General features: G+C 64.2%; 22 protein-coding genes and 2 pseudogenes. 6 read left to right on the forward strand and 18 right to left on the reverse strand.

Annotated features, from left to right (window positions below):
• Positions 1-26: 26 nt before the first annotated feature.
• Entirely contained in the window at positions 27-1,217 is a 1,191-nt protein-coding gene (locus HUK73_RS21000) for an MFS transporter (RefSeq protein WP_218036675.1), read from the reverse strand.
• A 190-nt stretch (positions 1,218-1,407) separates the two neighbouring features.
• Here HUK73_RS21000 and HUK73_RS21005 point away from each other — a divergent pair, with 190 nt between their 5' ends.
• On the forward strand, positions 1,408-2,058 hold the full coding sequence (locus tag HUK73_RS21005) for a DsbA family oxidoreductase (protein ID WP_176593781.1): 651 nt from the start codon (positions 1,408-1,410) through the stop codon (positions 2,056-2,058).
• 11 nt (positions 2,059-2,069) lie between these two features.
• Here HUK73_RS21005 and HUK73_RS21010 read toward each other — a convergent pair whose 3' ends face one another.
• Genes HUK73_RS21010 through HUK73_RS21025 form a run of 4 tightly spaced genes read right to left on the reverse strand, consistent with a single transcriptional unit; the run spans position 2,070 to position 5,641 of the window.
• Entirely contained in the window at positions 2,070-2,906 is an 837-nt protein-coding gene (locus HUK73_RS21010) for an AraC family transcriptional regulator (RefSeq protein WP_176593782.1), read from the reverse strand.
• A 28-nt stretch (positions 2,907-2,934) separates the two neighbouring features.
• Positions 2,935-3,345 carry a DoxX family protein gene (locus tag HUK73_RS21015; protein ID WP_255326471.1) on the reverse strand — a complete coding sequence of 137 codons (411 nt, stop codon included), beginning with the start codon at positions 3,343-3,345 and terminating at the stop codon, positions 2,935-2,937.
• 4 nt (positions 3,346-3,349) lie between these two features.
• A complete protein-coding gene (locus HUK73_RS21020) occupies positions 3,350-4,858 on the reverse strand; it encodes an aldehyde dehydrogenase (RefSeq protein ID WP_176593783.1) in 1,509 nt (502 codons plus the stop codon).
• 24 nt (positions 4,859-4,882) lie between these two features.
• Positions 4,883-5,641 carry a class II aldolase/adducin family protein gene (locus HUK73_RS21025; RefSeq protein WP_176593784.1) on the reverse strand — a complete coding sequence of 253 codons (759 nt, stop codon included), beginning with the start codon at positions 5,639-5,641 and terminating at the stop codon, positions 4,883-4,885.
• Between the two features lie 173 nt (positions 5,642-5,814).
• Between HUK73_RS21025 and HUK73_RS21030 the strand changes: the two genes are divergently transcribed.
• Together HUK73_RS21030 and HUK73_RS21035 are read left to right on the forward strand one after the other, a co-directional pair.
• Complete coding sequence (locus tag HUK73_RS21030) at positions 5,815-7,230, forward strand: MFS transporter (RefSeq protein ID WP_176593785.1); 1,416 nt, start codon at positions 5,815-5,817, stop codon at positions 7,228-7,230.
• Positions 7,227-8,003: a S9 family peptidase gene (locus tag HUK73_RS21035; RefSeq protein ID WP_176593786.1), complete on the forward strand. Its 777-nt coding sequence runs from the start codon at positions 7,227-7,229 to the stop codon at positions 8,001-8,003. The genes HUK73_RS21030 and HUK73_RS21035 overlap by 4 nt, the downstream gene beginning before the upstream one ends.
• Before the next feature lie 25 nt (positions 8,004-8,028).
• Here the strand turns inward: HUK73_RS21035 and HUK73_RS21040 are convergent, their stop codons facing one another.
• Entirely contained in the window at positions 8,029-8,331 is a 303-nt protein-coding gene (locus HUK73_RS21040; RefSeq protein WP_176593787.1) for a DUF1330 domain-containing protein, read from the reverse strand.
• A 48-nt stretch (positions 8,332-8,379) separates the two neighbouring features.
• Here HUK73_RS21040 and HUK73_RS21045 point away from each other — a divergent pair, with 48 nt between their 5' ends.
• Positions 8,380-10,038, forward strand: coding sequence for a thiamine pyrophosphate-dependent enzyme (locus HUK73_RS21045; protein WP_369805588.1), 1,659 nt, complete (start codon positions 8,380-8,382; stop codon positions 10,036-10,038).
• Between the two features lie 34 nt (positions 10,039-10,072).
• Here HUK73_RS21045 and HUK73_RS21050 read toward each other — a convergent pair whose 3' ends face one another.
• The 9 genes from HUK73_RS21050 to istA form a co-directional block, all read right to left on the reverse strand.
• The gene (locus HUK73_RS21050) at positions 10,073-11,062 is read right to left on the reverse strand and encodes a bile acid:sodium symporter family protein (RefSeq protein WP_176593789.1); all 990 of its coding nucleotides are present in this window, start codon (positions 11,060-11,062) and stop codon (positions 10,073-10,075) included.
• Positions 11,059-11,820, reverse strand: coding sequence for a GntR family transcriptional regulator (locus tag HUK73_RS21055; RefSeq protein WP_176593790.1), 762 nt, complete (start codon positions 11,818-11,820; stop codon positions 11,059-11,061). Before HUK73_RS21055 ends, HUK73_RS21050 begins: the two co-directional genes overlap by 4 nt.
• Positions 11,807-12,646, reverse strand: a complete 840-nt coding sequence (locus tag HUK73_RS21060) for a fumarylacetoacetate hydrolase family protein (RefSeq protein WP_176593791.1) — start codon at positions 12,644-12,646, stop codon at positions 11,807-11,809. Before HUK73_RS21060 ends, HUK73_RS21055 begins: the two co-directional genes overlap by 14 nt.
• Before the next feature lie 12 nt (positions 12,647-12,658).
• Positions 12,659-12,814 (reverse strand): hypothetical protein, encoded by a 156-nt coding sequence (locus HUK73_RS21065; protein ID WP_176593792.1) that lies wholly within the window; start codon positions 12,812-12,814, stop codon positions 12,659-12,661.
• Between the two features lie 59 nt (positions 12,815-12,873).
• A complete protein-coding gene (locus tag HUK73_RS21070) occupies positions 12,874-13,986 on the reverse strand; it encodes an alpha/beta hydrolase (RefSeq protein ID WP_176593793.1) in 1,113 nt (370 codons plus the stop codon).
• Positions 13,983-15,488 (reverse strand): FAD-dependent monooxygenase, encoded by a 1,506-nt coding sequence (locus tag HUK73_RS21075; RefSeq protein ID WP_176593794.1) that lies wholly within the window; start codon positions 15,486-15,488, stop codon positions 13,983-13,985. The genes HUK73_RS21070 and HUK73_RS21075 overlap by 4 nt, the downstream gene beginning before the upstream one ends.
• Before the next feature lie 26 nt (positions 15,489-15,514).
• A complete protein-coding gene (locus HUK73_RS21080; RefSeq protein WP_176593795.1) occupies positions 15,515-17,125 on the reverse strand; it encodes a TonB-dependent receptor domain-containing protein in 1,611 nt (536 codons plus the stop codon).
• A gap of 120 nt (positions 17,126-17,245) precedes the next feature.
• The gene (gene istB / locus HUK73_RS21085; RefSeq protein WP_054944222.1) at positions 17,246-18,013 is read right to left on the reverse strand and encodes an IS21-like element helper ATPase IstB; all 768 of its coding nucleotides are present in this window, start codon (positions 18,011-18,013) and stop codon (positions 17,246-17,248) included.
• Complete coding sequence (gene istA / locus HUK73_RS21090) at positions 18,010-19,506, reverse strand: IS21 family transposase (protein WP_082430708.1); 1,497 nt, start codon at positions 19,504-19,506, stop codon at positions 18,010-18,012. The genes istB and istA overlap by 4 nt, the downstream gene beginning before the upstream one ends.
• On the opposite strand from istA, the gene HUK73_RS21095 reads away from it, so the two are divergent.
• Positions 19,438-20,286 carry an AraC family transcriptional regulator gene (locus tag HUK73_RS21095; RefSeq protein ID WP_176593796.1) on the forward strand — a complete coding sequence of 283 codons (849 nt, stop codon included), beginning with the start codon at positions 19,438-19,440 and terminating at the stop codon, positions 20,284-20,286. The genes istA and HUK73_RS21095 overlap by 69 nt on opposite strands.
• 465 nt (positions 20,287-20,751) lie before the next feature.
• On the opposite strand, the gene HUK73_RS21100 is transcribed toward HUK73_RS21095, so the two are convergent.
• Together HUK73_RS21100 and HUK73_RS21105 are read right to left on the reverse strand one after the other, a co-directional pair.
• The gene (locus HUK73_RS21100) at positions 20,752-21,069 is read right to left on the reverse strand and encodes a hypothetical protein (protein WP_176593797.1); all 318 of its coding nucleotides are present in this window, start codon (positions 21,067-21,069) and stop codon (positions 20,752-20,754) included.
• 157 nt (positions 21,070-21,226) lie between these two features.
• Positions 21,227-22,216 (reverse strand): annotated as a pseudogene (locus HUK73_RS21105) (IS481 family transposase); the annotation flags it as partial.
• Positions 22,217-22,688: 472 nt separating this feature from the next.
• On the opposite strand from HUK73_RS21105, the pseudogene HUK73_RS26940 reads away from it, so the two are divergent.
• Positions 22,689-22,777 (forward strand): annotated as a pseudogene (locus HUK73_RS26940) (transposase); the annotation flags it as partial.
• Positions 22,778-22,846: 69 nt separating this feature from the next.
• Here the strand turns inward: HUK73_RS26940 and HUK73_RS21110 are convergent.
• The gene (locus HUK73_RS21110; protein WP_176593798.1) at positions 22,847-23,659 is read right to left on the reverse strand and encodes a sterol desaturase family protein; all 813 of its coding nucleotides are present in this window, start codon (positions 23,657-23,659) and stop codon (positions 22,847-22,849) included.
• Positions 23,660-23,680 lie beyond the last annotated feature (21 nt).

The raw sequence follows: 23,680 nt of genomic DNA on the forward strand, positions 1-23,680 counted from the left end.
TTGCTGGAGGAAACAGGGATGGTTCATCACCCCCTGCCGAGGCGGGAGAGCTGGAGCAGCGCGCCCAGAAGGGCCAGCACGATGCCGAACAGGGATATTGCGGCCCAGCCTCCGGCGCTCCAGGCCGCCGTCGCGCCAGCCGCACCGCCTGCGCCCCCCAGGAACATCGATCCCATGAAGATGGTGTTCAACCGGGCACGCGCTTCGGGGCGCAAGGAATAGATGATGTGCTGGTTGGAAACGAGGACACCCTGCACGGCGAAATCAAGCAGGATGCATCCAACCACCAGCCCGGCAATCGATACCCAGAGGCCGATGATCGCCCATGCAGCCACCGTCAGCACCGTGCCCGCCAATATGGCCTTGCGCGGACCGCGCCTGTCGGCGATCCGGCCGGCAAGCGGAGCCGCCATGACGCCGACCGCCCCAACGATGCCGAACAGCCCGGCGACCTCGGCGCCCAGACCGAAACGCGGCTCCTGAAGGCGCAGCGCAAGGATCGTCCAGAAGGCGGTGAAGGCACCAAAGAGCAGGGCCTGGGTCACCGCGGCAAGGCGCAGCTGGCCAAATTCGCGCCAGAGATGCACCAGCGACGCCATCAGGCTGCCATAGCGGTGGTCGGTGTCGGGATGGCTGCGCGGCAGCATGGCCGCCATCAGCGCACCGGCGCCCAGGGCAAGCGGCACACCCAACCAGAACATGGCGCGCCACCCCGCATGCGCGCTCACAAACCCCGCCAGCGTCCGGCTGAGCAGGATACCGCAAAGCACGCCCGACATGACCGTCCCGACCGTCGCACCGCGCTTTTCCGGGGATGAGAGATGCGCCGCAAAAGGCACGATCTGCTGCGCGACCGTGGATGCGACGCCGAGCAGAAACGAGGCCAGCAACAGCGTCGCCGCCGAGGGCGCGAGCGCGGCCACCACAAGCGCGGTGGCCAGCACCAGGAACTGGACGACGATCAGCCTGCGCCGCTCGATCAGGTCGCCCAGCGGCACGAGCGCGAAGAGCCCGATGGCATAGCCCAGTTGCGTCGCAGTCGGGACCAGCCCGGTGATGCCGCCGGGCAGATCCTTTTCCATGATGCCCAGCATCGGCTGGTTATAGTAGATGTTCGCCACCGCAAGACCCGCGGCGATGGCCATGGCAAAGGTCAGGCCACGGCCGATCGCGACCGGAGCGCCCGTCTTCGCGGTGGATAGGGAAGCATCCGTCATGTTTCACGGTTTCGGACGATTGGCGACGCGCCGTCTTGGCGGATCGCGCGCTGATTTGGATTATCTTCGCGAGAAAGGACGAACGGGAAAAAGCGGGATCATTGCGCAACATGCAATGGAGATCGCAACCAAAGGCCTGTTCCCGAACATCTCCGCAAACCCCATGTCCACGCGAGAAAGGAGACCGGCCATGTCGGCACCCGTCAAAATCACGGTCACATCGGATTTCATCTGCCCCTGGTGCTATATCGGCGAGCGGCGGCTGCGCCGGGCGCTCGAAAACCTTCCGGAAGGGATTGCGGTCGATCTTGACTGGCTTCCCTTTGAACTGAATCCCGACATGCCGGCCGAGGGGCTGGACCGGAAGGCCTATCGCTCCGCCAAGTTCGGCAGTTGGGACTATTCGCAGTCGCTCGACGCGAAGACGGTCGAAGCCGGACGCCCGGACGGGGTCCGGTTCGATTATGACGCCATGACCCGCACGCCCAACAGCTTCCTTGCCCATCGCATGGCCCTGTTCGCGCGGCAGGAGGGGAAGCAGACCGCCTTTGTCGAGGCCGTCCTGCGGGCCTATTTCGCCGAAGGCCGCGACATAGGGAGAGCGGAAACGCTTGCCGGGATCGCAGGCGAGATCGGCCTGGAACGGGAGGCCGCGCTTGCCTTTCTCCCAGGCGATGGGCTGGCGCTCGAAGTTCGCGCGCTGGAAATGCATGCGCGCGGGCGCGGCATCAACGGCGTGCCCCATTTCGAAATTGGCGGCAGGGTCCTCTATGGCGCGCAACCGGCCGAGACGATCAGGCAGGCGATAGTCGAGGCGGCCGCCTTGGCGGGAGCGGACTGATACAGGTTCAATCAGGCGACGGCATAGGTCTGGCGGCGATATTCGCTGGGCGAGACAGCCATGTGCTGGGCGAAGAAGCGGGTGAAATTGCTGTGCGCGCCAAAACCCAGCTCATCGGCGACCTCGACCAGCGTCCGCTCGCTGGTGCTGAGCCAGTGCATGGCGGCGCGCATCCGGATATGGTCGATATAATGGCGCGGCGAAACGCCGACGCAGCGGCGGAACTGTTCGAAGAAATGCGATCGGGACAGGCCCACCATCCGCGCGATCCCGTCCACGCGCGGATTTTCCAGCGCATGGTCGTGAATATAGGCCAGCGCCTTGCGGATACGGAAGTCGATGGGCCGCCCAAGCGACGACACATTGGCGGCCTCTGGCACGATATAGGCGTCGACCACCGCGTCGATCAGGTCCATGAGCGGCCTTTCCCTGTCGGCTCCATTGTCGAGCAGGCCGCGCGAAATGGCGCCCGCCAGACGCTGCGCGGCGAGCCGGACCCCCGTGGTCATCCCTTCCCTGATCCGGGGGAAGCTGAGCCCATTGCGCAGGCCCCGCGCTTCGAGCACGCGGTCGATCCAGTCCGGTTCGATCACCAGCGACAGGATCGTCGTGGGTCCGGCGGCATTGGCCAGTTTCAGATGCGGCACCCATGGATTGAACAGGATGACGGTCGATCCGTCGAGCGGCAGGTCGGTATCGCCCGACCGGAAGACCGTCTCCGCCCCGTCCAGCATGAACAGCATGTTGAACTGATGATGCGCATGTTCGACCAGCGCGCGGTCCGTCACATTGACCGTGGCGCGCCCGAAATCGCCGGTCACGATCCAGATCGGGCTTTCCTGATGCATGGTCCAGATCCTCTCCTGTCCTTTGGCCTCAGATTTCCGTCGCAGCCCTGCCGCCGATCAGCCCGTCCAGCGAGAAACGGCCGCCCCCCGCGACGAAAACGTGGAAAAGGCCGCCCAGGATCGCGATATTCTTCATGAAATTGGTCAGTTCCTGACGGTCGGCGAAATCATTGTGGAACGCAACCGCCGTCACCAGGGTGAACAGCGCCAGCGCCCCCGCCATCAAGCGGGTCCGGTAGCCCAGCAGGAACAGCAGGCCCGCGCCCAGTTCGCAGGCGATGGAAGCCGCGAAGGCCAGCGTCGGAAAGGGCAGGCTTTGCCCGATCATGTCGATGACGGCCATAGGGTGGCCCAGCTTGCGGACCCCGCTCCACAGGAACAGGGCGGCGATCAGCGCCCGGCCGGCAGGCAGGGCGAATTGCTTGAGTTCGCGCATCATTCTCTCACGCTATATGGATAAGAAGGGTCTTGGTCTGGAGGCACTGTTCCACGGCATCGGGGCCAAGATCACGGCCGAAGCCCGATCCCTTGTATCCGCCTTCGGGAAGGCCCGGATAGGGAAAGCCCCCGGCATTGACGCTCACCTTGCCGCATTGGAGGGATCTGGACAGCCTGTGGACGCGGTCGATGTCCTGCGTCCACAGGCTTGCGGCAAGCCCGAAATCGGTGCCGTTCGCTGCGGCGATCAGTTCCTCCTCAGCGGAGAAGCGATAGATGCCGAGGACCGGGCCGAATATCTCCTCCTGGGTGATCGGATCGTCATGCGACGCGCCGGTAACGAGCGTTGGCGCCACATAGAAGCCCGCCGCCCCCGCATAGTCGGCGGCACTGTCCACGCCCATGCCGCCAAGGCGCGCCGCCTCGACATAGGCATCGACCCGCGCGCGCTGACGCGCGCTGACCAGCGGCCCCATGAAGACGCCTTCCCCCATGCCCGCGCCGACCGGGATCGTCCGGATATGCGCCTGAAGGCGCTCGACCACCTGATCATGGATCGCATCCTCGACATAAAGCCGCGATCCCGCGACGCAGACCTGGCCGGAATTGAGGAAGATCGCATTGGCCGCCCCCACGATGGCGCGGTCGAGATCGGCATCGGCAAAGAGGATCGTCGGCGACTTGCCGCCCAGCTCCAGAGTCAGTTTCTTGAGCGACGCCCCGGCTTCACGGGCGATGGCCCGGCCGGTTCCCGTCGATCCGGTGAAGGAAATCTTGTCGACGCCCGGATGACGGACCAGCGCATCGCCCGCCTCGCTGCCAAGGCCAGTCACGACATTGACGACGCCGACGGGAAATCCGGCCTGTTCGACAAGATCGGCCAGCGCCAGCGCGGATAACGACGCTTCTTCAGAAGGCTTCAGCACGACGGTGCATCCTGCGGCAAGCGCAGGGGCCAGCTTCCACGCCGCCATCATCAGCGGCACGTTCCACGGCACGATCGCGGCGATTACGCCGACCGGCTCGCGCCGGGTCATGCCCTCGAACCGCCCCATGCCCGGCGGCGCCGATACGTCGACGGTGCGTCCGGCCAGCTTGGAGGGCCAGCCTGCATAATAGCGGAAGACATCGACCGTCCCGCCGACATCGATGCCGCGCGCAAGCCAGAGCGGCATACCATTGTCGACACAGTCGAGCAGGGCAAGGTCGTCCGCCCGTTCCTCGATCAGGGCCGCGAGGCGATGGATCAGCGCCTCGCGCGCCAGTGGCCCGGCGTCGCGCCATTCCGGCGCAACCAGCGCGGCGCGCGCCGCCGCCACCGCCATGTCGATCTCCGCCGCGCCGCCCTTGCCGATCAGGCCAATCTCCCGCCCGCTCGACGGTTCGATCACCGGCAGGCTGGCATGGCTCCCGTGCCAGCGCCCGCCGACATAATGCGCCGGTTCGCGGTCGATCCAGCGCCGCACCGAGGACGGCAATGTTGTCAGGTCATTTTCAAGCGCGACAATGTTCATCCTGCCTCTCCCATTGCTGTGTGATTATTCGGCGTAGCCGGGGGCGACTTCATCCATCAGCCGCCGCCAGGCGGGCCAGTCGGCCTTGCCCCGTCCCCGGTCGTGCAGTTCAAGCTGCCGCACGGTGCTCTCGCAGATCGCGTCGGGCACCTCGACGATATTGTCGGTCGCGGCCTCCAGCATGAGCTGGCTTTCGCACGCGGTCATCAGGTCGCGCGTCCGCTCGAAGGTCTCGCGAACGCTGGAGCCGACGACCACAATGCCGTGATTGCGCAGGAACAGGGCGTGATTGTCGCCCAGCGCCGCCGCAAGCCGCTCGCGCTCGTCCGGATTGTCGGTGACACCCTCGAACGGATGATAGCCGATCCGCTTGTAGAAACGGATCGCCGCCTGCGAGATCATCCGCAGGCCCCCGCCATGCGCCGACATGGCGATGCCCGTCGCGCCATGCATGTGGAACACGCAGGCGACATCAGGCCGCGCCCTCAGCACGCCGCTGTGCAGCACGAAGCCGGGGCGATTCACCCCGGAGGATTCATCAAGATCGGCATCCATGTCGACCCGCACCAGATTGGACGCGGTGACTTCCCGATAGAGCAGCGCATGGCGCTTAATCAGGAACTGCCGCGGTTCGCCGGGCACGCGAAGGCTCAGATGGTTATAGATGCCATCGGTCGTCGGAAAGAAGCGGTCGATCATCCGATAGGCCGCCGCAAGGTCCTGCCGCGCCGCCCGCTCGGCATCGATCTGCGCCGCTGTCGATTGTGCTGGATCATTCTGCATGCAAAATCGATAGGCCGCGAAATGCGGCCCGGTCAATTCACGCTGCCTCGCTGCTCATGAAATTCGGACAATTCGATAAGAAGGATCGGCACCTGTCGCCGCATATCCTGAGCCGACATATATGGGCAGCGCATTTCTGCATGCAGAATTTGCCATGTTGCCGGACAAAGACGATGGAGAAGATCTTGCTGCAAGGGCATCATGCACAGCAACAGGCGACCGGGATCGATATCGCCGCGACAATCGACGCCGCGCCGATCAGCGCGCTCCAGTGGCGCGTCTTCGCGCTGACCCTGATCGCTTCGGTGTTCGACGGCTTCGACACCATGGTCATGTCGTTCCTGGCGCCCGCGATCACCCGCCAATGGGGCGCATCGCATGCCGCGTTCGGACTGGTGTTCAGCGCGACATTGCTGGGCGCGGCGATCGGCGCCGCCACGCTGGGCATGCTGGCCGACCGGATCGGCCGCAAGAAGCTCGTCATCGTCGCGATCCTGTGGTTCGGTTCGCTGACCATCGCCTGCGCGTTCGCGACCGACATCACCTCCCTCGCCCTGCTGCGCTTCGTCGCCGGACTGGGGCTGGGCGGCGCCATCCCCAACATGCTGGCGCTGGCGGCCGAATATGCGCCCGCGCGGCGGCGGTCCACCATCGTTTCGGTCATCACCTGGGGAACGCCGCTCGGCGCAGTGCTGGGCGGCCTGCTGGCGCCCCATGTCCTGGAAATCGCAGACTGGCGCGCCATGCTGCTGGTCGCCGGGATCGCGCCGGTCCTGCTCGCCCCCATCCTCTGGACCGGCCTTCCCGAATCGGTCCGTTTCCTCGCGCTCGGCAGCGGGAACGATGCAAGGCTGTTGTCGATCGTCCGCCGCATTGCGCCCGATCTGGCCGTGCCGCCCGGCACGCGCTTCCTCCTTCCCGAGCGCACCGTCGGGCGCGCGACCATCGGTGCGCTGTTCCGCAACGGCCTGGCGGCGGGCACGATCCTGCTGTCGGCGGCAATGTTCACCAGCCTGCTCCTCTCCTTCATGCTGGTGAACTGGACGCCGACCCTGCTGGAGCGCGCCGGGATTCCCCTGAGCGACGCGATCCTGGGAACCGTCATCCTCAACCTTTCGGGCATCGTCGGCAGCCTGGGAATCGCGCGGGTGGTCGACGGGCGGATGCGCGGGTCGGCGGTGCTCGCCCTCTCTTATATCTGCGCCGTCGTCGCCATCCTGTGCGCGGGCACGGCAACGATGATCGAGGGCATCCCCCTGCCCATATTGATGGCGAGCCTTGCAGCCAGCGGCTTCTTCCTGATCGGTTCGCAGATCACGCTGTCGGCCTATATCACCGCCTTCTTCCCGACGGCGCTCAGGGGCACGGGCATCGGCTTCAACAATGCGGTCGCGCGCTGCGGCTCCCTGCTGGGACCGGCGCTGGGCGGCATCTTGCTGAGCGCGGGGATCGACCCTGCCCATATCCTCTTCGCCGGCATCATTCCGGGCCTGCTGAGCGCGATCGCGCTGGCTTGTCTCGCCATCCTCCAGGGCCGCGCCCAGATCGCCGTGCCCGACCATCTCATCAAGAACAGGGGTATCGCATGACTCTCACACCTCGCGACGGCGGCCCCGTCATGCTGACAGGCGAACTCCAGCCCGTCAGCCTGCCCGACGGCAGCGCCATCAAAACCATGCTCTACAGGGCCGACACCCGCGGCCCCGCGCCAGCGATCGTGGTCTGCCCCGGTGGCATGGGAACGGGCATGTTCGAGATCGTCGAATGGGCCGCCTCACGCCTCCGCGCCGCCGGCTTCCATGCGCTCAGCATGAACTATCGCGGCGACCTGCCTACCCATGATCCCGACGATATTTCGCAGGCGTTCGACTGGCTGGCGGAACAGCCCTTCATCGACCCTGCCCGCATCGGCCTGTTCGGCGTCTCGCGCGGCGGCAATGCCGCGCTGCGCGCCGCTGCTTCGGACCATCGGTTCAGAGCGGTCGCGACCTTCGGAACGGTGTCGGACTTCCTGCAACAGGCGTACGGAACGGCGGCCTTCGCGCCTGCCCGGCACCGGCTGATCACCGGCTGGCTCGGCGATCCGGTCACCGCCCGGTCCTTTTACGAGCGTATCCAGGCCATCAATCATGTACAGACCATCGTCCAGCCGCTGCTGCTGTTGCATGGCGAGCATGACATGCATGCGCCAGTCGAACAGTCCATCGCGGTCCGCGACAAGGTCATGGCGGCGGGCAATCGCGACGTGACGCTGGAACTGTTCCCGGTGCTCGGCCATTTCGGGGAAGTCGTCCCCAGCGGCTTTGCCTATGACCATCTGGCAAGCCGTTTCATTCCCTTCTTCCGGGAGAAATTGGGCTGAGAAATTGGGTCAGGCGGCTGGCCGGTCAGCCGCTATCCTCCCCCTCCGCGATCACCAGTTCGTTGATCCCGGCCCCGGCGAGACGGAACGCGGCAGCATCCTGATAGGCCTGCGAGTGATAAAATTCCATCGCGGCGTCGAAGGAAGGATATTCGACCAGAACGAAACGCTCAAACTCCCTGGTTCCTTCCAATATTTCGAATCGTCCGCCGCGTGACAGAATTTTCGCCCCGTATTTTTGCGATGCGGGGCCGGCTCTCTTCACATATTCAAAATATTCATCCGGCTTTATTATTTTCGATCTGGCGATCCAATAAGCAGGCTTCATGATCTCTTCTCCAAATATATGGAGATTTATTATCGAATGGAGAGTTTAGTGTCACCAAAAAACGTCAAAAATACTACGGCTGAACTGGCCGTGGACACGATGATCGCCCATGGGATCGACAGGCTCTATGGCGTGCCCGGCATCCATAATGACGGGCTGTTCGACGCGCTGCACGGCGCGCGCGACCGGATCCGCACGATCCATGCCCGGCATGAGCAGACCACGGGCTATATGGCGCTCGGCGCCGCGTTGGCGACCGGGCAGCCGCAGGTCTTCGCCGCCGTTCCGGGGCCGGGCATCCTCAACGCGTCGGCGGCGCTGCTAACCGCTTATGGCATGAACGCGCCGGTGCTGGCGCTGGCCGGACAGATCCCGACCGACGCGATGGAGCGCGGCCATGGCCATCTGCACGAAATCCGCGACCAGATCGGCCTGCTGCGCCATCTCACCAAGGACGCGCAGCGCATCACCGGCCCCGCCGATGCCGGGCCGAAGATCGCCGCCGCCCTGCAACTCGCCCAATCCGGCCGCCCCGGTCCGGTCGCGCTGGAATGCGCCATCGACGTCTGGCCCGCCAGCGGCCCCGGCGACGCCGCCCCGCCCTTGCCGATCGCCCGGCCCGCCGTCGACAGCGACGCCATCGAACAGGCCGCAAAGCTGCTGGGCGCGGCCAAGCGGCCCCTGATCATGGTCGGCGGCGGCGCACAGGATGCGGGCGAAGCGCTGCTGGGCGTCGCGGAAATGCTGCAGGCCCCGGTCGGCTGCTACCGGCGCGGCCATGGGGCGATTCCCGGATCACATCCGCTAGCGGTCAACCTGCCGATGGCGCACCGGCTCTGGCGGGAGGCCGACGTCGTGCTGGCGGTCGGAACCCGGCTTTACACCCAGCAAAGCGTCTGGGGCGTGGACGAAGAGCTCAAGATCGTGCGCATCGACATCGAACCGGAGGAGCCGGGCCGCTATCGCAATCCCGACTGCGCGATCCTGGCGGACGCAGGCGCGGCGCTGACCGCGCTGGCCAAAGCCCTGCCCCGCTACAACGCCGCGCGCGCGCGGCGCGACCTGTCCGCCGAACGCGGCTGGATGGCACGCGAACTGGGGCGGCTGGAACTGCAAATGGCCTTTCTCGCCGCAATCCGGCGCGCATTGCCGCCCGAAGGCATATTGGTCGATGAAGTCACCCAGATGGGGTTCGCCGCACGGCTGGCCTATCAGGCAGAACGGCCGCGCAGCTTCCTGTCCGGCGGCCAGCAGGACAATCTGGGCTTCGGCTTCGGCACCGCGCTCGGCGCCAAGACCGCGGTCGGCGACCGGCCGGTGGTGGCGATCACCGGCGACGGCGGTTTTGGCTATCAGGCCTTCGAACTGGCAACGGCGGTCAAGCATGGCATCGCGCTGGTCACCGTCGTGTTCGATGACAGTGCCTTCGGCAATGTCCGGCGCATCCAGGATCAGGCCTATGGCGGGCGGCGCATCGCCGACAGCCTGCACAATCCCGATTTCGTCGCCTATGCCGACAGTTTCGGCGTCCGCGCGGTCCGGGCGGAAACGCCCGCAGCGCTGGAACGGGCACTGGTCGAGGCGCTGCGCGCGAACGAGCCAGCCCTGATCCATGTGCCGGTGGGGGAGATGCCCAGCCCCTGGCCGCTCATCATGCTGCCACGGATCAGGGGCACGGCGCAGCCGGGGGAACGCGCCTGGCCATGAGGGAAAGCCGCCGGGTCCATCGGACCCGGCGGCGTCAGGCGGCCTCGACGGCGGCCGTGGTCTCGCGCTTGGCCCTTTCGGCATAGCGCCGCGCCAGCACCGAGCAGACGATAAGCTGCGCCTGATGATACATGATCAGCGGCAGCACGATCATGCCGAGCGCCGGATTCTGGCCGAACAGCACGCGCGCGATCGGCGCGCCATTCGCCAGGCTCTTCTTCGAACCGCAGAAGACCGCCGTCACCTCATCAGCCCGGCTGAAGCCCAGCAGGCGGCTGACCAGCGTCGTCAGCGCGATCACGCTTCCCAGCAGCGCCAGCACGAGCAGCGCGATGACCAGCAACGTCGCGGGCGCATAGCGCGACCACAGCCCCGCCTGCGTGGATTCGCAGAAGGCGGCATAGACGATGAGCAGGATCACGAAACGGTCGGCCTTTGATGTCCAGGCCTTGTGCCGGGTGACGAAGCCGCCGATCCACGGGCGCAGAAGCTGCCCCGCCGCGAAGGGCAGGAGCAGCGTCTTCATCACGTCCCAGATCGCCGGCAGCAGCGGCAGATGCCCCGTGGCGGTCTTCGCCACCAGGCTCACCAGCAACGGCGTCAGCACCATGCCCAGCAGCCCCGACAGCGTCGCGTCGAAGATCGCCGCAGGCACATTGCCCCGGCCGATGGCGGTCATCGCGACCGAGGAGGAAATGGTCGAGGACAGCGCGCAGAGGTAGAAGATGCCCAGCCGTATCTCCGGCGCCAGCACGGTCTTCAGGCCGAAGAACAGCGCAGCGCCGATGGCGGGGAACAGCATGTAGGTGCTGCCATGGACCAGCAGATGGAGCCGCCAGCTCGCGGCCCCCGCGCGCATCGCGGCGGGGGAAAGTGCGGCGCCGTGCAGGAAGAAGACGAACGCAATACCGGCGGTGGTGACGATCCCCAGATGCAGGGGGCCGTCCTCAGCCCCGAGCCAGGGCATGGCGAGGGCAAGCGCCACCGCGCCCAGCATGGCCAGAACGAAACCGTCAATCTTCATGACCTGTTCCTCTCGCGGCCGCCCGTCACGCCCGGCGGAAGGGCCGCCAGCACCTGGTCCGCCACGCCCGCCTGGTGATCCGCCATATGATGTCCGGCCGCTTCGGCGTCGCGGCGCTCGATCGCCGCGATGATCTCGTCATGGTCATGCGCGAACTCCAGATTCATTTCGCGCATGGTGAGCGCGAAATGCCGTGCCCGGTGAAGGTGGACGATCAGGCTGGCGTGCATCTCGACAAGCGTCCGGTTGCCGCACTGGACCACCACCGCGCGGTGGAACTGCTCGTTCGAAAGATAATAGCGCGCCGGATCATGGCTGACATAGGCGGATTTCAGCGCGTCATGGATCACGCGCAGGTCGCGGATCTGCTCGACCGTGCCCGAACGGCAGAGGATACGGGCCGCCTCGGCCTCGATCATGGCGATGACCGCGAATTGTTCGCGCAGCCTTTCGGGATCGAGGGCCGTGACCCGCGCGCCGCGCCGCGGCAGCAGCTCGACGAGATTTTCGGTCGCCAGCACCTTGAGCGCTTCGCGCAGCGGCGTGCGCGACAGGCCCAGCCTTTCGCAAAGCTGCTTTTCCTGCACCCGCGAGCGCGGCGGCAATTCCCCGCGCACGATCATGTCGCGGACATGATCGACCGCCTTGCGGGTCAGGGATTGCGAGGGGGAAGCGGACTCCATGGCAGCCTTGACCGGTGCCCTAAAGACGGGGCTCTTGGCAACCTCCCCCACCAAGATCGGCTCATGCAGGCTCATCGGCTATCTCGTTCCTCAGCGTCCCGATCTGCGAGATTTCGACTTCCAGCACATCGCCCGCCTTGAGCCAGCTTGGCGGGTTGCGGCGCGCACCGACCCCGGCGGGCGTGCCGCTGGCGATGATGTCGCCCGGCTCGAGCCGGGTGAATCGCGAGGCATATTCGATCAGCCGCGCCGGGCCGAAGGTGAAATTATCGGTGTTGTTATGCTGGCGCACCTCGCCGTTCACGCGGGTTTCGAGCGTCAGCGGATAGCGGATTTCACTGGCCGGAACGAACCAGGGACCGACCGACCCGCTTGCGTCGAAATTCTTGCCCACCGGCAGCGAAACCTGCTGATAGTCGCGGATCGTGCCGTCGTTGAAGATGGTATAGCCGGCGATATGGCCCATCGCCTCTTCCAGCGCGATATGCCGCCCGGCCTTGCCGATCACGATGGCCAGTTCGCCCTCATAATCGAGATGATCCGAAACCCGGGGCTTCAGGATCGGCGCGCCGTGCGGGACGACGCTTGCCGGCAGGCGAATGAAGAATTGCGGATCGCCGCCGACGTCGCGGTTCATTTCGGCGGCATGGTCGGAATAGTTCGCACCGACCGCAAGGATCTTGCCGGCATCGGGCAGCGGGCTGTCGAGTTCGACATCCTCGAACCGGCCCAGCGGCTCGCCCGTGGCGGCGCGACGCGCGGCCTCCTCAAGACGACCGGCTGCGATAGCCTCCCGCAATGTTACGCCAAGACCGGCCACCGACAGATCGACGACCGCTCCATCATCGCGGAGCACGCCCCAACATGGTCTGCCTGCAAATCGGAAACTGATGAATTTCATGGGGATAAACTCCTATTCTGCGTCCGCCTGCGCACAGACGTCAGCGGCGATGAAGGCTGGGTGGATGGCGCAGCGCGCGGCAATAGCGGTGATGCGGGGCCGATTGCCCCTGGCGCCGAAGCGGCGCGCATTGGCAGGCTGGGGGGTGACGGGTGCGTCGGAGAACATCGGAGAGGCGCCTACCCTCATAGTGCCCGAGCGGCACCTCACAGGCGTCAAGCCCATGGTCAGTGCCTTTCACTGGCCCAGGCGCAGACGGCGTCGGCAACCGACGCCAGCGCATCGGGCTGGCCTGCATAGCTGTGGCTTGCTCCCGGGATCGTCAGATAGCGTTTGTCGCGGGACATGGCGGCCGCGAAGGTTTCTCGCACATGCCCCGGCGGCACGGCATCGTCCGCGCCATTCTCGATCACCAGCAGCGGACTGCCAATCGCTGCGACCGACCAGACCGCATCGACATTGCTGTCCTCAATCGACCATTGCGACAGCCATGCTTCGGGCGTCGTGACGCGGGCGATACCGGCGGGCGACTGGTTGACGGCTTGCGGCACGCCCAGCCAGCAACGGCCCGCGGGACGGCCGTTGGGATCGATCGTCGGATCGAGGAAATGGGGATCGGCCATGGTGCCCGGCACGATGAACGGGTCAAGCCGCCCCTCGTCGATCCGCTCCCATGCAAGCGCGGATATGCGACGGATCCGGGCACGCTGTGCGGCCCGATAGGTCGCCAGGAAGGCCTGGTCATAGGGAGGTGCAGGCACGCCTTCGCCATAGAGGTCGAGCGCGAGATCACGCTCGCCCGGTGCCTCCTCCGCCATCACCGCAGGATCGATGATGTCGGCAAGCATCCGTGCGCGGGATGTGTGGGCACCCAGGAAGACAAGCCCGTCGGCGGGTTCAAGCCCCGCCTCCGCCAACCGCAGCGGCGTGTGATCCGGCGTCTCCACGATCGTCGGCCGGGTCGCCTGCTCCTGGTAAAAGGCCGACAGCGTGCCACTCCCGCTCCAGCCAAGCAGATTGACGCGCGCATAGCCCAGCGTCTCGCGCGCGAAGCGGACCCAGGCGCCGACATCCAGCAGGCTGCGCTCCACCACCGCCAGCGCCTCATTGCGCGCATAGCGGGTGGAAACGGTCAGCAGATCGATCCCGCGCGCGACTATGGCTTCCTCCAGCGGCATCAGGTGCCAGGCACCGGCGGGGCGCAGGAACAGATAGAGAGAGCGCGATGGGCGTTCCCCCGCCTGGAGCAGCAGGCCATTCAACGGAATCCGCTCGCGGTCCGGAGCCGACCGGCAGCCCCCGGCTTCCGTCGCCACCCAGCGCATCAAGCCTGTGGTCATGCCGCCGCCCGCGCCGCTTCGATCCAGCGGCAGAACCAGTCTTCGATCAGGTCGGCGCGATCCACATCGGCGGCAACCGCGATATAGCCGTCCGGGCGTACCAGAAGCAGGCAGTCGCCGGTCAGGCCATAGTTCCAGCGCAGCTCTCCCCCGGCATCCCGGTAGGAAGCGGGACCGCGATCGACCTCGACCACCCGCAGATGCACATCGACGGACGCGGGGATCTCCGCCGATCCGCCGACCGCCAGCAGGATGAAACCGGGATGGCGGAACAGGTCGAAAATGCGGATCGCCGTCCCCACCGGATCGAGGATCGCGGCATCGGGCGCGCGGTCGCCGGCGCGGATGCCGCCGGGCTTTGCGCGATGTTCGGCGGTCAGCGGCGACGCGCGATAATGGAGGTCCAGTTGCAGCGTGGCCCGGCCGCGATGCATGTCGGCCTTGTCGGTCATGGCGCTCAGCAGGCCCCTGCTCATATCCAGCACCCCGGCGCCGATGTCCCGCCGCTCGGTCTCATAGCTGTCCAGCAGCGCCTCGTCCGCGCCCGCCAGAACGGCGGCGAGTTTCCAGCCGAGGTTGAAGCTGTCCTGCACGCTGGTGTTGAGGCCCTGCCCGCCGGTCGGCGGATGGGCATGGGCGGCGTCCCCCGCGATGAAGGCATGGCCGCGCCGATAGCTGTCGGCAAGGCGGAAGTTCACCCGGTAGATCGACGTCCAGCTGAGCTCTCCGGCGACCAGCGAAGCATCGCCGGTCCGCGCCGCGATCATCGCCTGAATCGACTCCCGGCTGCGCTCCGGTTCCTCACCATCGATGAGTTCGGCCGAAAGCTGGAAACTGTCGGTCCCGGCGAGCGGGCAGAGCGCGAACTGCCCGCCCGGCGCCCTGGGCCAACGATGCCAGGCATCGGCGGGCAGATTGGCGACCGGCAGGTCGGCGACCAGCATGCGGAACGTGCCCGTTTCGCCGGGATAACCGATCCCCAACTGCTTGCGCACCGTGCTGCGCGCACCATCGGTGCCGACCAGCCAGGAGCAGGCAATGATCTCTTCCCCATCCCCGCTACGGACATGGGCCTGCACCCCGCCCCCGGTTTCGGCAAAATCGAGCAACTCGGCGCCGAATTCGACCCGGCCGCCCAGTTCGGCAAGCCGGGCGCGCAGGATCGCCTCGGTCCGCCATTGCGGGATCATCAGCGATTGCGGATAAGGCTCACCGGCTTTTGCCTCCACTTCGCCGCGAACCCGCTGAGGCTCCTCTCCGCCCTTTCCATAGTTGACGATGGGCGGATAGGGTGCCGAGGCAGCCAGGAAAGCGTCGATCATCCCCAATTGCTCGAAAATCTCGATCGTGCGGGGCTGGAGTCCCTTGCCCCGCGACCCGGCGAAGGGTTCCGTGCTCCGCTCGATCAAACGGAACGCCACGCCCCTGCGGGCCAGGTCGATCGCCAGCGTCAGCCCGGCGGAACCGGCACCGACGATCAGGACCTGGACGCTGTCGTTCATCCCCCCATCCGAAGACTCCAAGGCGGTCAAAGTTTGAACCTCACGCCCGCACGGAACTGCCGGCCGATGACATCGTAGAGATAACCGTTGGTGCCGGTGCCGAGGAACCCCGTGGCGCCGTAAATGGGTGCGACTGGCGGGTCCTTGTCGAACAGGTTCTGGACCGCGAAATAGACCTGAGCGCCCTTGCCGAACTCCGGAATCTTGAAGCCCAGCGACAGGTCGGTGTAGAACACGGCCGGCACATGGTTGCGGTCGATGTCGACCCCTGCCACCCAGCCATTGTTGAGCTTGCCCGCGCTGATGAAACGCTCGGTCAGGGTCGCGGTGAAATGATCGGAATCATAGGTGGCGGACGCCAGCCAGCGCCAGCTGGGAACGGCCTGCGAATTCTGGTCGAAATTCGCGTTCTGCCCGGCATATTCGGTGGTCACGCCACCGATCGTCACCGTGCGGCGGTCGACATAGGTGCCGACCATGCGCAGCCCCAGCGTGCCGTTCCAGTGGCGCACAAGGTCGGACAGGTTGCGGCGATAGCTCGCCTCAAAATCGACGCCGCGCGTCGCCTCGCCGCCGATATTGAGCGGCTGGAGCTTGACGAGCGTGATCTGGTTGGCGGCATTGCGGGTGATGAACGAACATTGCAGCGCGTCGCCGCCCTGGCAGAGGTTGATCACCGCCTGCGCGGTGTTCGAATAGATCGCCTTGTCGATCTTGATATCGAAATAGTCCACCGACACGGCGAAGCCGGAAAGCCAGTTGGGGCGATAGACGACACCGAGCGCGGTGGTATCGGCCTTTTCGGGAACCAGATTGGGATTGCCCGCGGCGAATTGCTGGATGCTGTAACTTCTGTTCAGGACCGGATCGCTGATCGTCTGGTTAAGGTTGTTGCCGGCCTGGAACAGTTCGGCGAGATTGGGCGCGCGGATGTCGCGTGAGCGCGTGCCGCGGAAGCGCAGCTGGCTGTCGACGTCCCAGGTCAGGCCGAGCTTCCAGCTCGTGACATTACCCGACAGGCTATAGTCGGTATAGCGCACCGCCCCGTTGAAATCGACCTCGCGGAAGAAGGGCACATCCTTGAGCAGCGGCACGACCGTCTCGAAAAAGCCCTCCTTCACATTATAATGGCCGTTGGAGGGACGGAAATTGCCCAGGAAGAAGGCGTTGGTCTGGTCGAGCGCGGTCGTGGCCGCCCGGTAGGATTCGCGCCGCCATTCACCGCCAAGCGCAATCGACACCGGACCGGCCCAGGTGGAGAAAGGCTCGCCATGCAGCGACGCTGCCGCCACGTCCTGCTTGATGGTGATGGTCTGCAGCGACGTGCCGTAGATATAGTTCAGCGCCGCCTGCGTGCTCTTGCCGGTGCCGAAAACGTTGAGCGGAACGCATCCGTTGGTCGGGTCGGTCAGCGTCGAACGGCAGACGATCTGGTTGTTCGCCGGGTTGACCACGGCGTCGACGGCCTTGTTGAAATTGGCGGTGATGGGGTTGTTGCTATAGTCGCCGTTGAGGAAATCGGTCTGGCCATGCTGGAAATAGGCGTCCCAGCTCCAGCTTCCGCCGAACTTGCCCTCAAGCCCGCCGACATAGCGATATTGCTTGCGGTCGTTGCGGCCGACCGACGGCCCTGTCAACGGCGGAGTAAAAGTCGGCCATTGGGCGGCGCAAAATCAGGCCGGGTGATCCGTGTGCTGGCGAGCGCCGCGAGGGCGTAGCCCGAGTGGGGGTCGCCAACACACGGATGGTCTTTTCTGTCAGGGGTTGGAGCGTGCCTTGCGCGCCTGGCTTTGGGCCAGACGATAGCTCTCTCCGTTCATCTCGAGTATGGAGACGTGGTGGGTAAGCCGGTCGAGGAGCGCGCCTGTCAGGCGCTCGGAGCCGAACGTTTCGGTCCACTCGTCGAACGGCAAGTTGCTGGTGATCAGCGTCGAGCCGCGCTCGTAACGCTGCGAGATCAGCTCGAACAGCAGTTCCGCGCCGGTTTTCGAGAGCGGCACGAACCCCAGTTCATCGATGATGAGGAGCTTGTATCCGGCCATTTGCTTGTGGAGGCGCAGAAGGCGGCGTTCGTCGCGTGCCTCCATCATCGCGCTGACCAGCGCGGACGCGGTGGTGAAGCCGACCGTCAGGCCCTTCTGGCAGGCGGCAAGGCCGAGGCCGATCGCCACATGGGTCTTGCCGGTTCCCGAGGGACCAAGGGCTATGACGTTCTCGCGGCGGTTGATCCAGTCGCAGCGTGCCAGTTCCAGCACCTGCATCTTGTTGAGCTTGGGGATCGCGGCAAAGTCGAAGCTGTCGAGGCTCTTGGCGGCCGGGAACTTCGCAGCCTTGATCCGGCGCTCGACCATCCGGCGTTCCCGGTCGATCAGCTCCAGTTCGACAAGCCGGGCAAGGTAGCGGACGTGATCTGCGCCCTCGGCCGCGCATCGCCGGGCCAGCTTGTCATGCTCGCGCAGGAAGGTTGGTAGCTTGAGCGTCTTGAGGTGGCTGGCCAGTAACAGCTCGGGGGACGGACTGCTCATGCCGCATCCTTCGCATCGCCCGAGAGCAACTGCATGTAGGAGCGCGCCGATGTCGTCTCCACCCTGGCTCTGGGCAGATAGGGATAGATCGCCATGTCCAATCGGGGTGGTCGGCGCTCCACCCGGCACAGCAGGAGATGCTTCACGGCATCAAAGCCGATCGCCCCGATATCGAGAGCCTGCTTTACGGCCGCATGCAGATCGGCAAGCGTGAAGCTCTCCAGCAGACGCAGCACCTGCACATACTCGCGCCGACCATGCTTGCCCATACGAGCTTCCATGAGGCGGCGCAGCGTTGCAAACGCTTCGGGCAGGTGCCAGCCTTGCAGGGGCGCTGCCTGATCGAGCGCATTGATCTTCTGTTCGATCAGGGGAAGGTAATGGATGGGATCGAAGATCACGTCCTCGCGCTCGTAGCTGCGCACATGACGGGCAATGACCTCGCCCCGGCAGCCGATCACCACCTCGCCGACATAGCCCCGGATCCATACCTCCTGATGGCCGAAGCGCACCGGCACCGAGTAATCATTGGTCCGGTAACGCACCAGCGCCTGCGACGAGACCTGGCCGCTGGTCTGGTCACAAGCCTCGAACGGGGCAGCCGGCAGTTCCTGCATCGCCGCCAGATCGCGCTTCAGCCTCTCGCCGATCGTCTCGCTCTCGCCCCGCAGCCGGTCGTTCTGACGCTTGCGGCATTGCTCCTCGAGCCACAGGTTGAACGCCTCCCACGTCGCGAACCGGGGGATCGGCACCATGAAGTTGCGGCGAGCATAACCGACCAGCCCTTCAACACTGCCTTTGTCGTTCCCCCTGCCGGGACGGCCGTAACGATCGCGGATCAGGTAATGCGACAGGAAGCCGCTGAACAGCCGGGCGCGCTGCCTCGTGCCGTCGGGCAGGATCTTCGAGACCAGGCAGCGGTCGTTATCGTAGACGATCGACAGCGGCACCGCGCCGAAAAACGCGAAGGCGTGCACGTGGCCGTCCATCCATGCCTCGGCAACGGCAGCGGGATAGGCGCGCACGTAGCAGGCGTCGCTGTGCGGTAGATCGAGCACGAAGAAATGCGCCTTCTGCACAACACCGCCGATCTCGACCATGGCCTCACCAAAATCTGCCTGGGCATGGCCGGGCGCATGCGCCAGCGGCACGAACATCTCCCGGCTGCGCTGCTCGCGCTGTCGGATGTAATCCTTGATGATCGTGTAGCCGCCGGTGAAACCGTGCTCTTCGCGAAGGCGGTCAAATACCCGCTTCGCCGTATGACGCTGCTTGCGCGGAACCTGACGGTCACCATCAAGCCATGCATCGATGATCGGAACGAACGCTTCCAGCTTGGGCCGCCGCACCGCCGCCGTCCGGCGGTAACCGGGGGGCTCCGAATACGACAGCATCTTGCGGACCGTGTCGCGCGATACGTTGAAATGCTTCGCCGCCTCACGCTGGCTCATGCCGCCCGCGCAAGCAAGACGCACCTTCAGGTAAAGATCCACGGTATATATCTCCACGCCCTCCCTGCTCGCGCAAAGAAGGCAAAGTGGACGACTTTTACGCCGCCCGCAGCAGCACTTCGCCGCCGCCACCGTGGTCTAATTTTGCACCGCCGTTCTCAGGTCGAGCCGCAAAATGATGCTGTCCGGCATGGCGAGCAGGATGGTGAGCCCGACTTCGTGTCGCTGGGCGGGAGCTTTACCTTCGAGCGGATCAATGCACCACTGCTGCTCGCGCTGCTGCCCGACCTGATCCATATCCCCGCATCGCTGGGCCGCACGACCCGTTTCGGCCGCCTCATCGAGCTGCTGGCAGAGGAATGTGTCTCCGATTTTCCCGGTAAGGAACTGATCATCCAGCGCATGCTCGAAACGCTTCTGGTCGAAGCGTTGCGCTGGCACGGACTGGATGGCGAGATGGTGCCAGCGGGTCTGCTGAAAGGCCTGCGCGACCCGGCGCTCGCCCGTGTGCTGCGCGCGATCCATGCCGATGTCCGGGAAAGCAGGACGGTGGCCGAACTGGCGCGCCTCGCCGGCATGTCCCGATCGACCTTCGCGGCGCGTTTTGGCGACACGGTCGGCTGTGCGCCGATCGAATATCTGGCGCGCTGGCGGATGGCGTTAGCCAAGGACGCACTGGCGCGCGGGACGAAGTCGCTGGACCGGATCGCCGACCAGATCGGCTATGAATCCGCGAGCGCCTTCAGCACGGCCTTCCGCAGACGGCTAGGCTGCGCACCGGGCCAATTTGCGCGCGACTTCGCCCGTCAGATGGAAGGGTAGCCAACTTGGGTTCCTTAGGTGATTGCCTGAACGAATGTCCAGTTTCAAGCACTGCAAAACGCGTCTGGAATGACCGAAAGGTCAACGATCAGGGAAGAGACCGGAGATCCTCGCTGCCGGCCAGCACCGGGCGCAGCCGATCCAAATGTTCCTGTTTGGCGAAGTTGTTAACTATTAACCGCTAAATTTCAAAGCAGTAGGACGAGTCCGATTTGAAATGCGTTTGGAAAAAGTGCCTGTTGATAGATTGACGAAATGGCTGCTGGGTTCACGATTGGTGGTCCCGGAGGCCATCGCGTCTCAATTGATGAACGGCCTTTTCGCATCGATTCCGATCTTCCTCGGGGGTATCCTGAATATCACTGCGGTTGCAGCAGTCGCGACATCACGCCATTCGTCGTCCGTATTCCTTGGATGGTTGATATTCGAGATCACGCTGGGGATGATCCGATTGGCTGTAGTCGTTCATGGACGACGAGCCATCCGTATGGAGCAAACGCCCCCGCGACTGCTGGCAGCGTTGCTTTCCTGCGCATGGGCAGCCTCGGTCGGCTTGGGCACCTTTCTTTGCCTCACCAGTGGCGACTGGGTTCTGGCTACCATCGCGTGCCTGTCGGCCGCGGCCATGGTCTGCGGTATATGCTTCAGGAATTTTGGTACGCCGAGACTGGCTGCTATCATGGTCTTTTTGACGTTGCTGCCCTGCGCCGTCGCCGGGACGATGACGGCCGATCCGGTCATGCCGATCATCAGTGTGCAGTTGCCCGTCTTCTTCCTGACCATGTTCTCAGCCTCCTTCTCATTGCACCGGTTGATGGTGTCGAGAATGACGGCGTTGAACGACCTCGAGCGCAGCGAATCTTTGAACCGAACCATCCTCCAGGCCAGTCCGGATTACACTCTTATCCTCGACGCCACAGATAAGGTCATCTTCTGTAATGTCTGGTTGCGACACATCATTGGCATAATATAAGATGTCGTCGACTTTAGTCATAAGATCGTCCGGTACCGACGGTTTGTAAAGAGGATTGGCGAGCGCGGGTGCCAGTGCGATCCGTTCCTCCACCTTCTGGCGTGGTGAGCTGCCTTGGAGCGCGCGCTGTCGTCGTCGATTGTAGGCGCGGTTGAAGCCGGCCAACAGGATTTCGAGATCCGCGTGGCCGGCGACGTTGATGCCCAGCACCTCGCTGGCGATGCGGCCGTTGAAGCGCTCGACCATGCCATTTGTCTGGGGTGTATAGGGTTTTGTCTTGCGATGAGTGACCTTGATCTTGGCGCAAGTGCGTTCAAAATCGTCGGCGGTGAAGCAGGATCCCCGGTCGGTCAGGACATGGGTGATGCGGAAAGGGAACGCCTTCCTAGCGGCGTTGAGAAAGGTGATAGCGTTGGCGGCATTCTCGGCGTCGTAGACGTCGAGATGGACGAACCGTGAGCAGCGATCGATGGCTACATAGAGGAAGCGCTTGCGGATCTCACCGTCCGCGGTACGCAGCTTGGGCAGATGTTTTACGTCGATGTGGACGAAGCCCAGATCATAGTCCTTGAAGCGGCCTTGCCCTTTGCGCGGCTGCGTCGTGGGTTTGGGTGGGCGGCGGTTGAGCCCCTCGGCCTTGAGCACCCGATAGATGCTGTCGCGATTGAGGTGTGGCAGGAAGTGCCGGAGCACGAAGGTGAGATCATCCAGGGCGAAGCCAGTCGACCTGCGCACAGCGCAGATGATGGCGCGCTCTTCCTCGGACATGCACCAAGCCAGGCGCTTGGGCCGGCTTGAGCGATCCTGGACCTCCTTCTCGCCGCGTCTGCGCCACTTGCGGACGGTTTCGTCGCTGATGCCATAGCGCTTTGCGACGACACTGGCAGACTCGGTAGAACGAGCGATTTCCGCCCGCACAACAGGCGTGGTTCGGGCCTGGGGATGTATCTGCACCATCACAAAACCTCATCAACAAGAGCAGCAAAGCGCCATGCGTGATCCGCAATAGCGCTGCTTACCATGTCCCAATGATGTGTCGCAACCAGACACATATATTTCTTGCGTCCCAAGGCAATTCATTCGCGAGGATATGCGTAGCCTGAACTGGCACAATGTGCGGAGAAGCTCCGTAATCGCTCCACCGGCACATCAAAACGATGCAATTCACCCGAGGCACGCATCAATCAACGGAGAACTCTGCTCGCCTGCCGCTGGGCTGCTATCCAATCCCGAACCGGACCAGCGGGTTATCGGCGGTGTGATGTGATTCGCAGGCGAGGAACGAGGGCGCAATCTTGCCAGTCTGTTTTCGGTTTATATTTTGTAGAAGCCGCCTTCGCTTAACTCACCCACATCATCGAATGTTCGCTTTGGCCTGCTGCCGGTTTGGCGGACAGGATAAGGTATTTCCACCTATCAAAGAAAAGGAATGCAAAGACGGAAGTTCAGCCGTGAGTTCAAGCTTGAGGCGGTGAGGTTGGTCGTGGACGGGGCGTTGCGGTGGCGCAGCCTGCCCGGATTTCCGTAAGTCAGACTGCCTATCGGGGGGCACTTTAGGCAAGATGCAGACGCACGGGCTTGAGCCTCTCAACGCTTTCGCTTGATCAATAGATTGACAGGATAGAAGACTTCCTGTGTCCAGTGATCAGTGTTGGGACCGGGCAAGCCATATTTTGTCGGTCGACCCATTGGGACGTGAAGCGTGCCGAACATCCAGTCGTACAGCGACAGAATAACGGCATAGTTGCGATAAGATGCGCCGTCTTTGCCATAACCATGATGGGTGTGGTGGATCCCCGGTGTCACAATGATATGCTCGAACCCACGCATGATTGGTCCCCAGGTGGCATGGCGACGGATCGCATCATCCCATCGGAAGTTGCTATGGGTGACGAGGTTCCAGACGGTTGTGATGACAATGACGCCAGCCGTTGCGGGCCCCTGACCCAGATAGACGGCCAGACCCCAGATCCAGGTGTTGGGCACAATGAACGACCATATGGGTAGCACCCGAAAGTTCAGCAGAACGTTCATGAATTTGCCGGAATGATGAGTGCGATGAAACCCCCAGAACCATTTGAAGCGTGAGTTGCGCGATGCATGGGCAGCGCGGTGAGTCCAGTAGAAACCAAACTCAGTGATGAACAGGATGACAATGAGCGACGGCCAGAAGGGCAAGTGCGCCAACGCGCCATGATAGCGGGGCAACAAGTCGGCAAAGATCCAGGAAGCCAGCAATGCGCTGGCTGGCCGTGTGATCGCCAACCCGATCGCCGCGCACATTCCGGTCACCAGCATTTCACGACCCTGATAGGCCTTGCGGTGTCGTCCGGCGATGATTTCCGCCAAAAGGATCGCAGCAGTCGCGATCAAAAAGAAAATGCCGGTAGGGTTGTTCATCAGCCTTGTCCTTGGTCCCAC

The sequence above is a fragment of the Sphingobium sp. EM0848 genome, assembly GCF_013375555.1.
Lineage (GTDB): Bacteria > Pseudomonadota > Alphaproteobacteria > Sphingomonadales > Sphingomonadaceae > Sphingobium.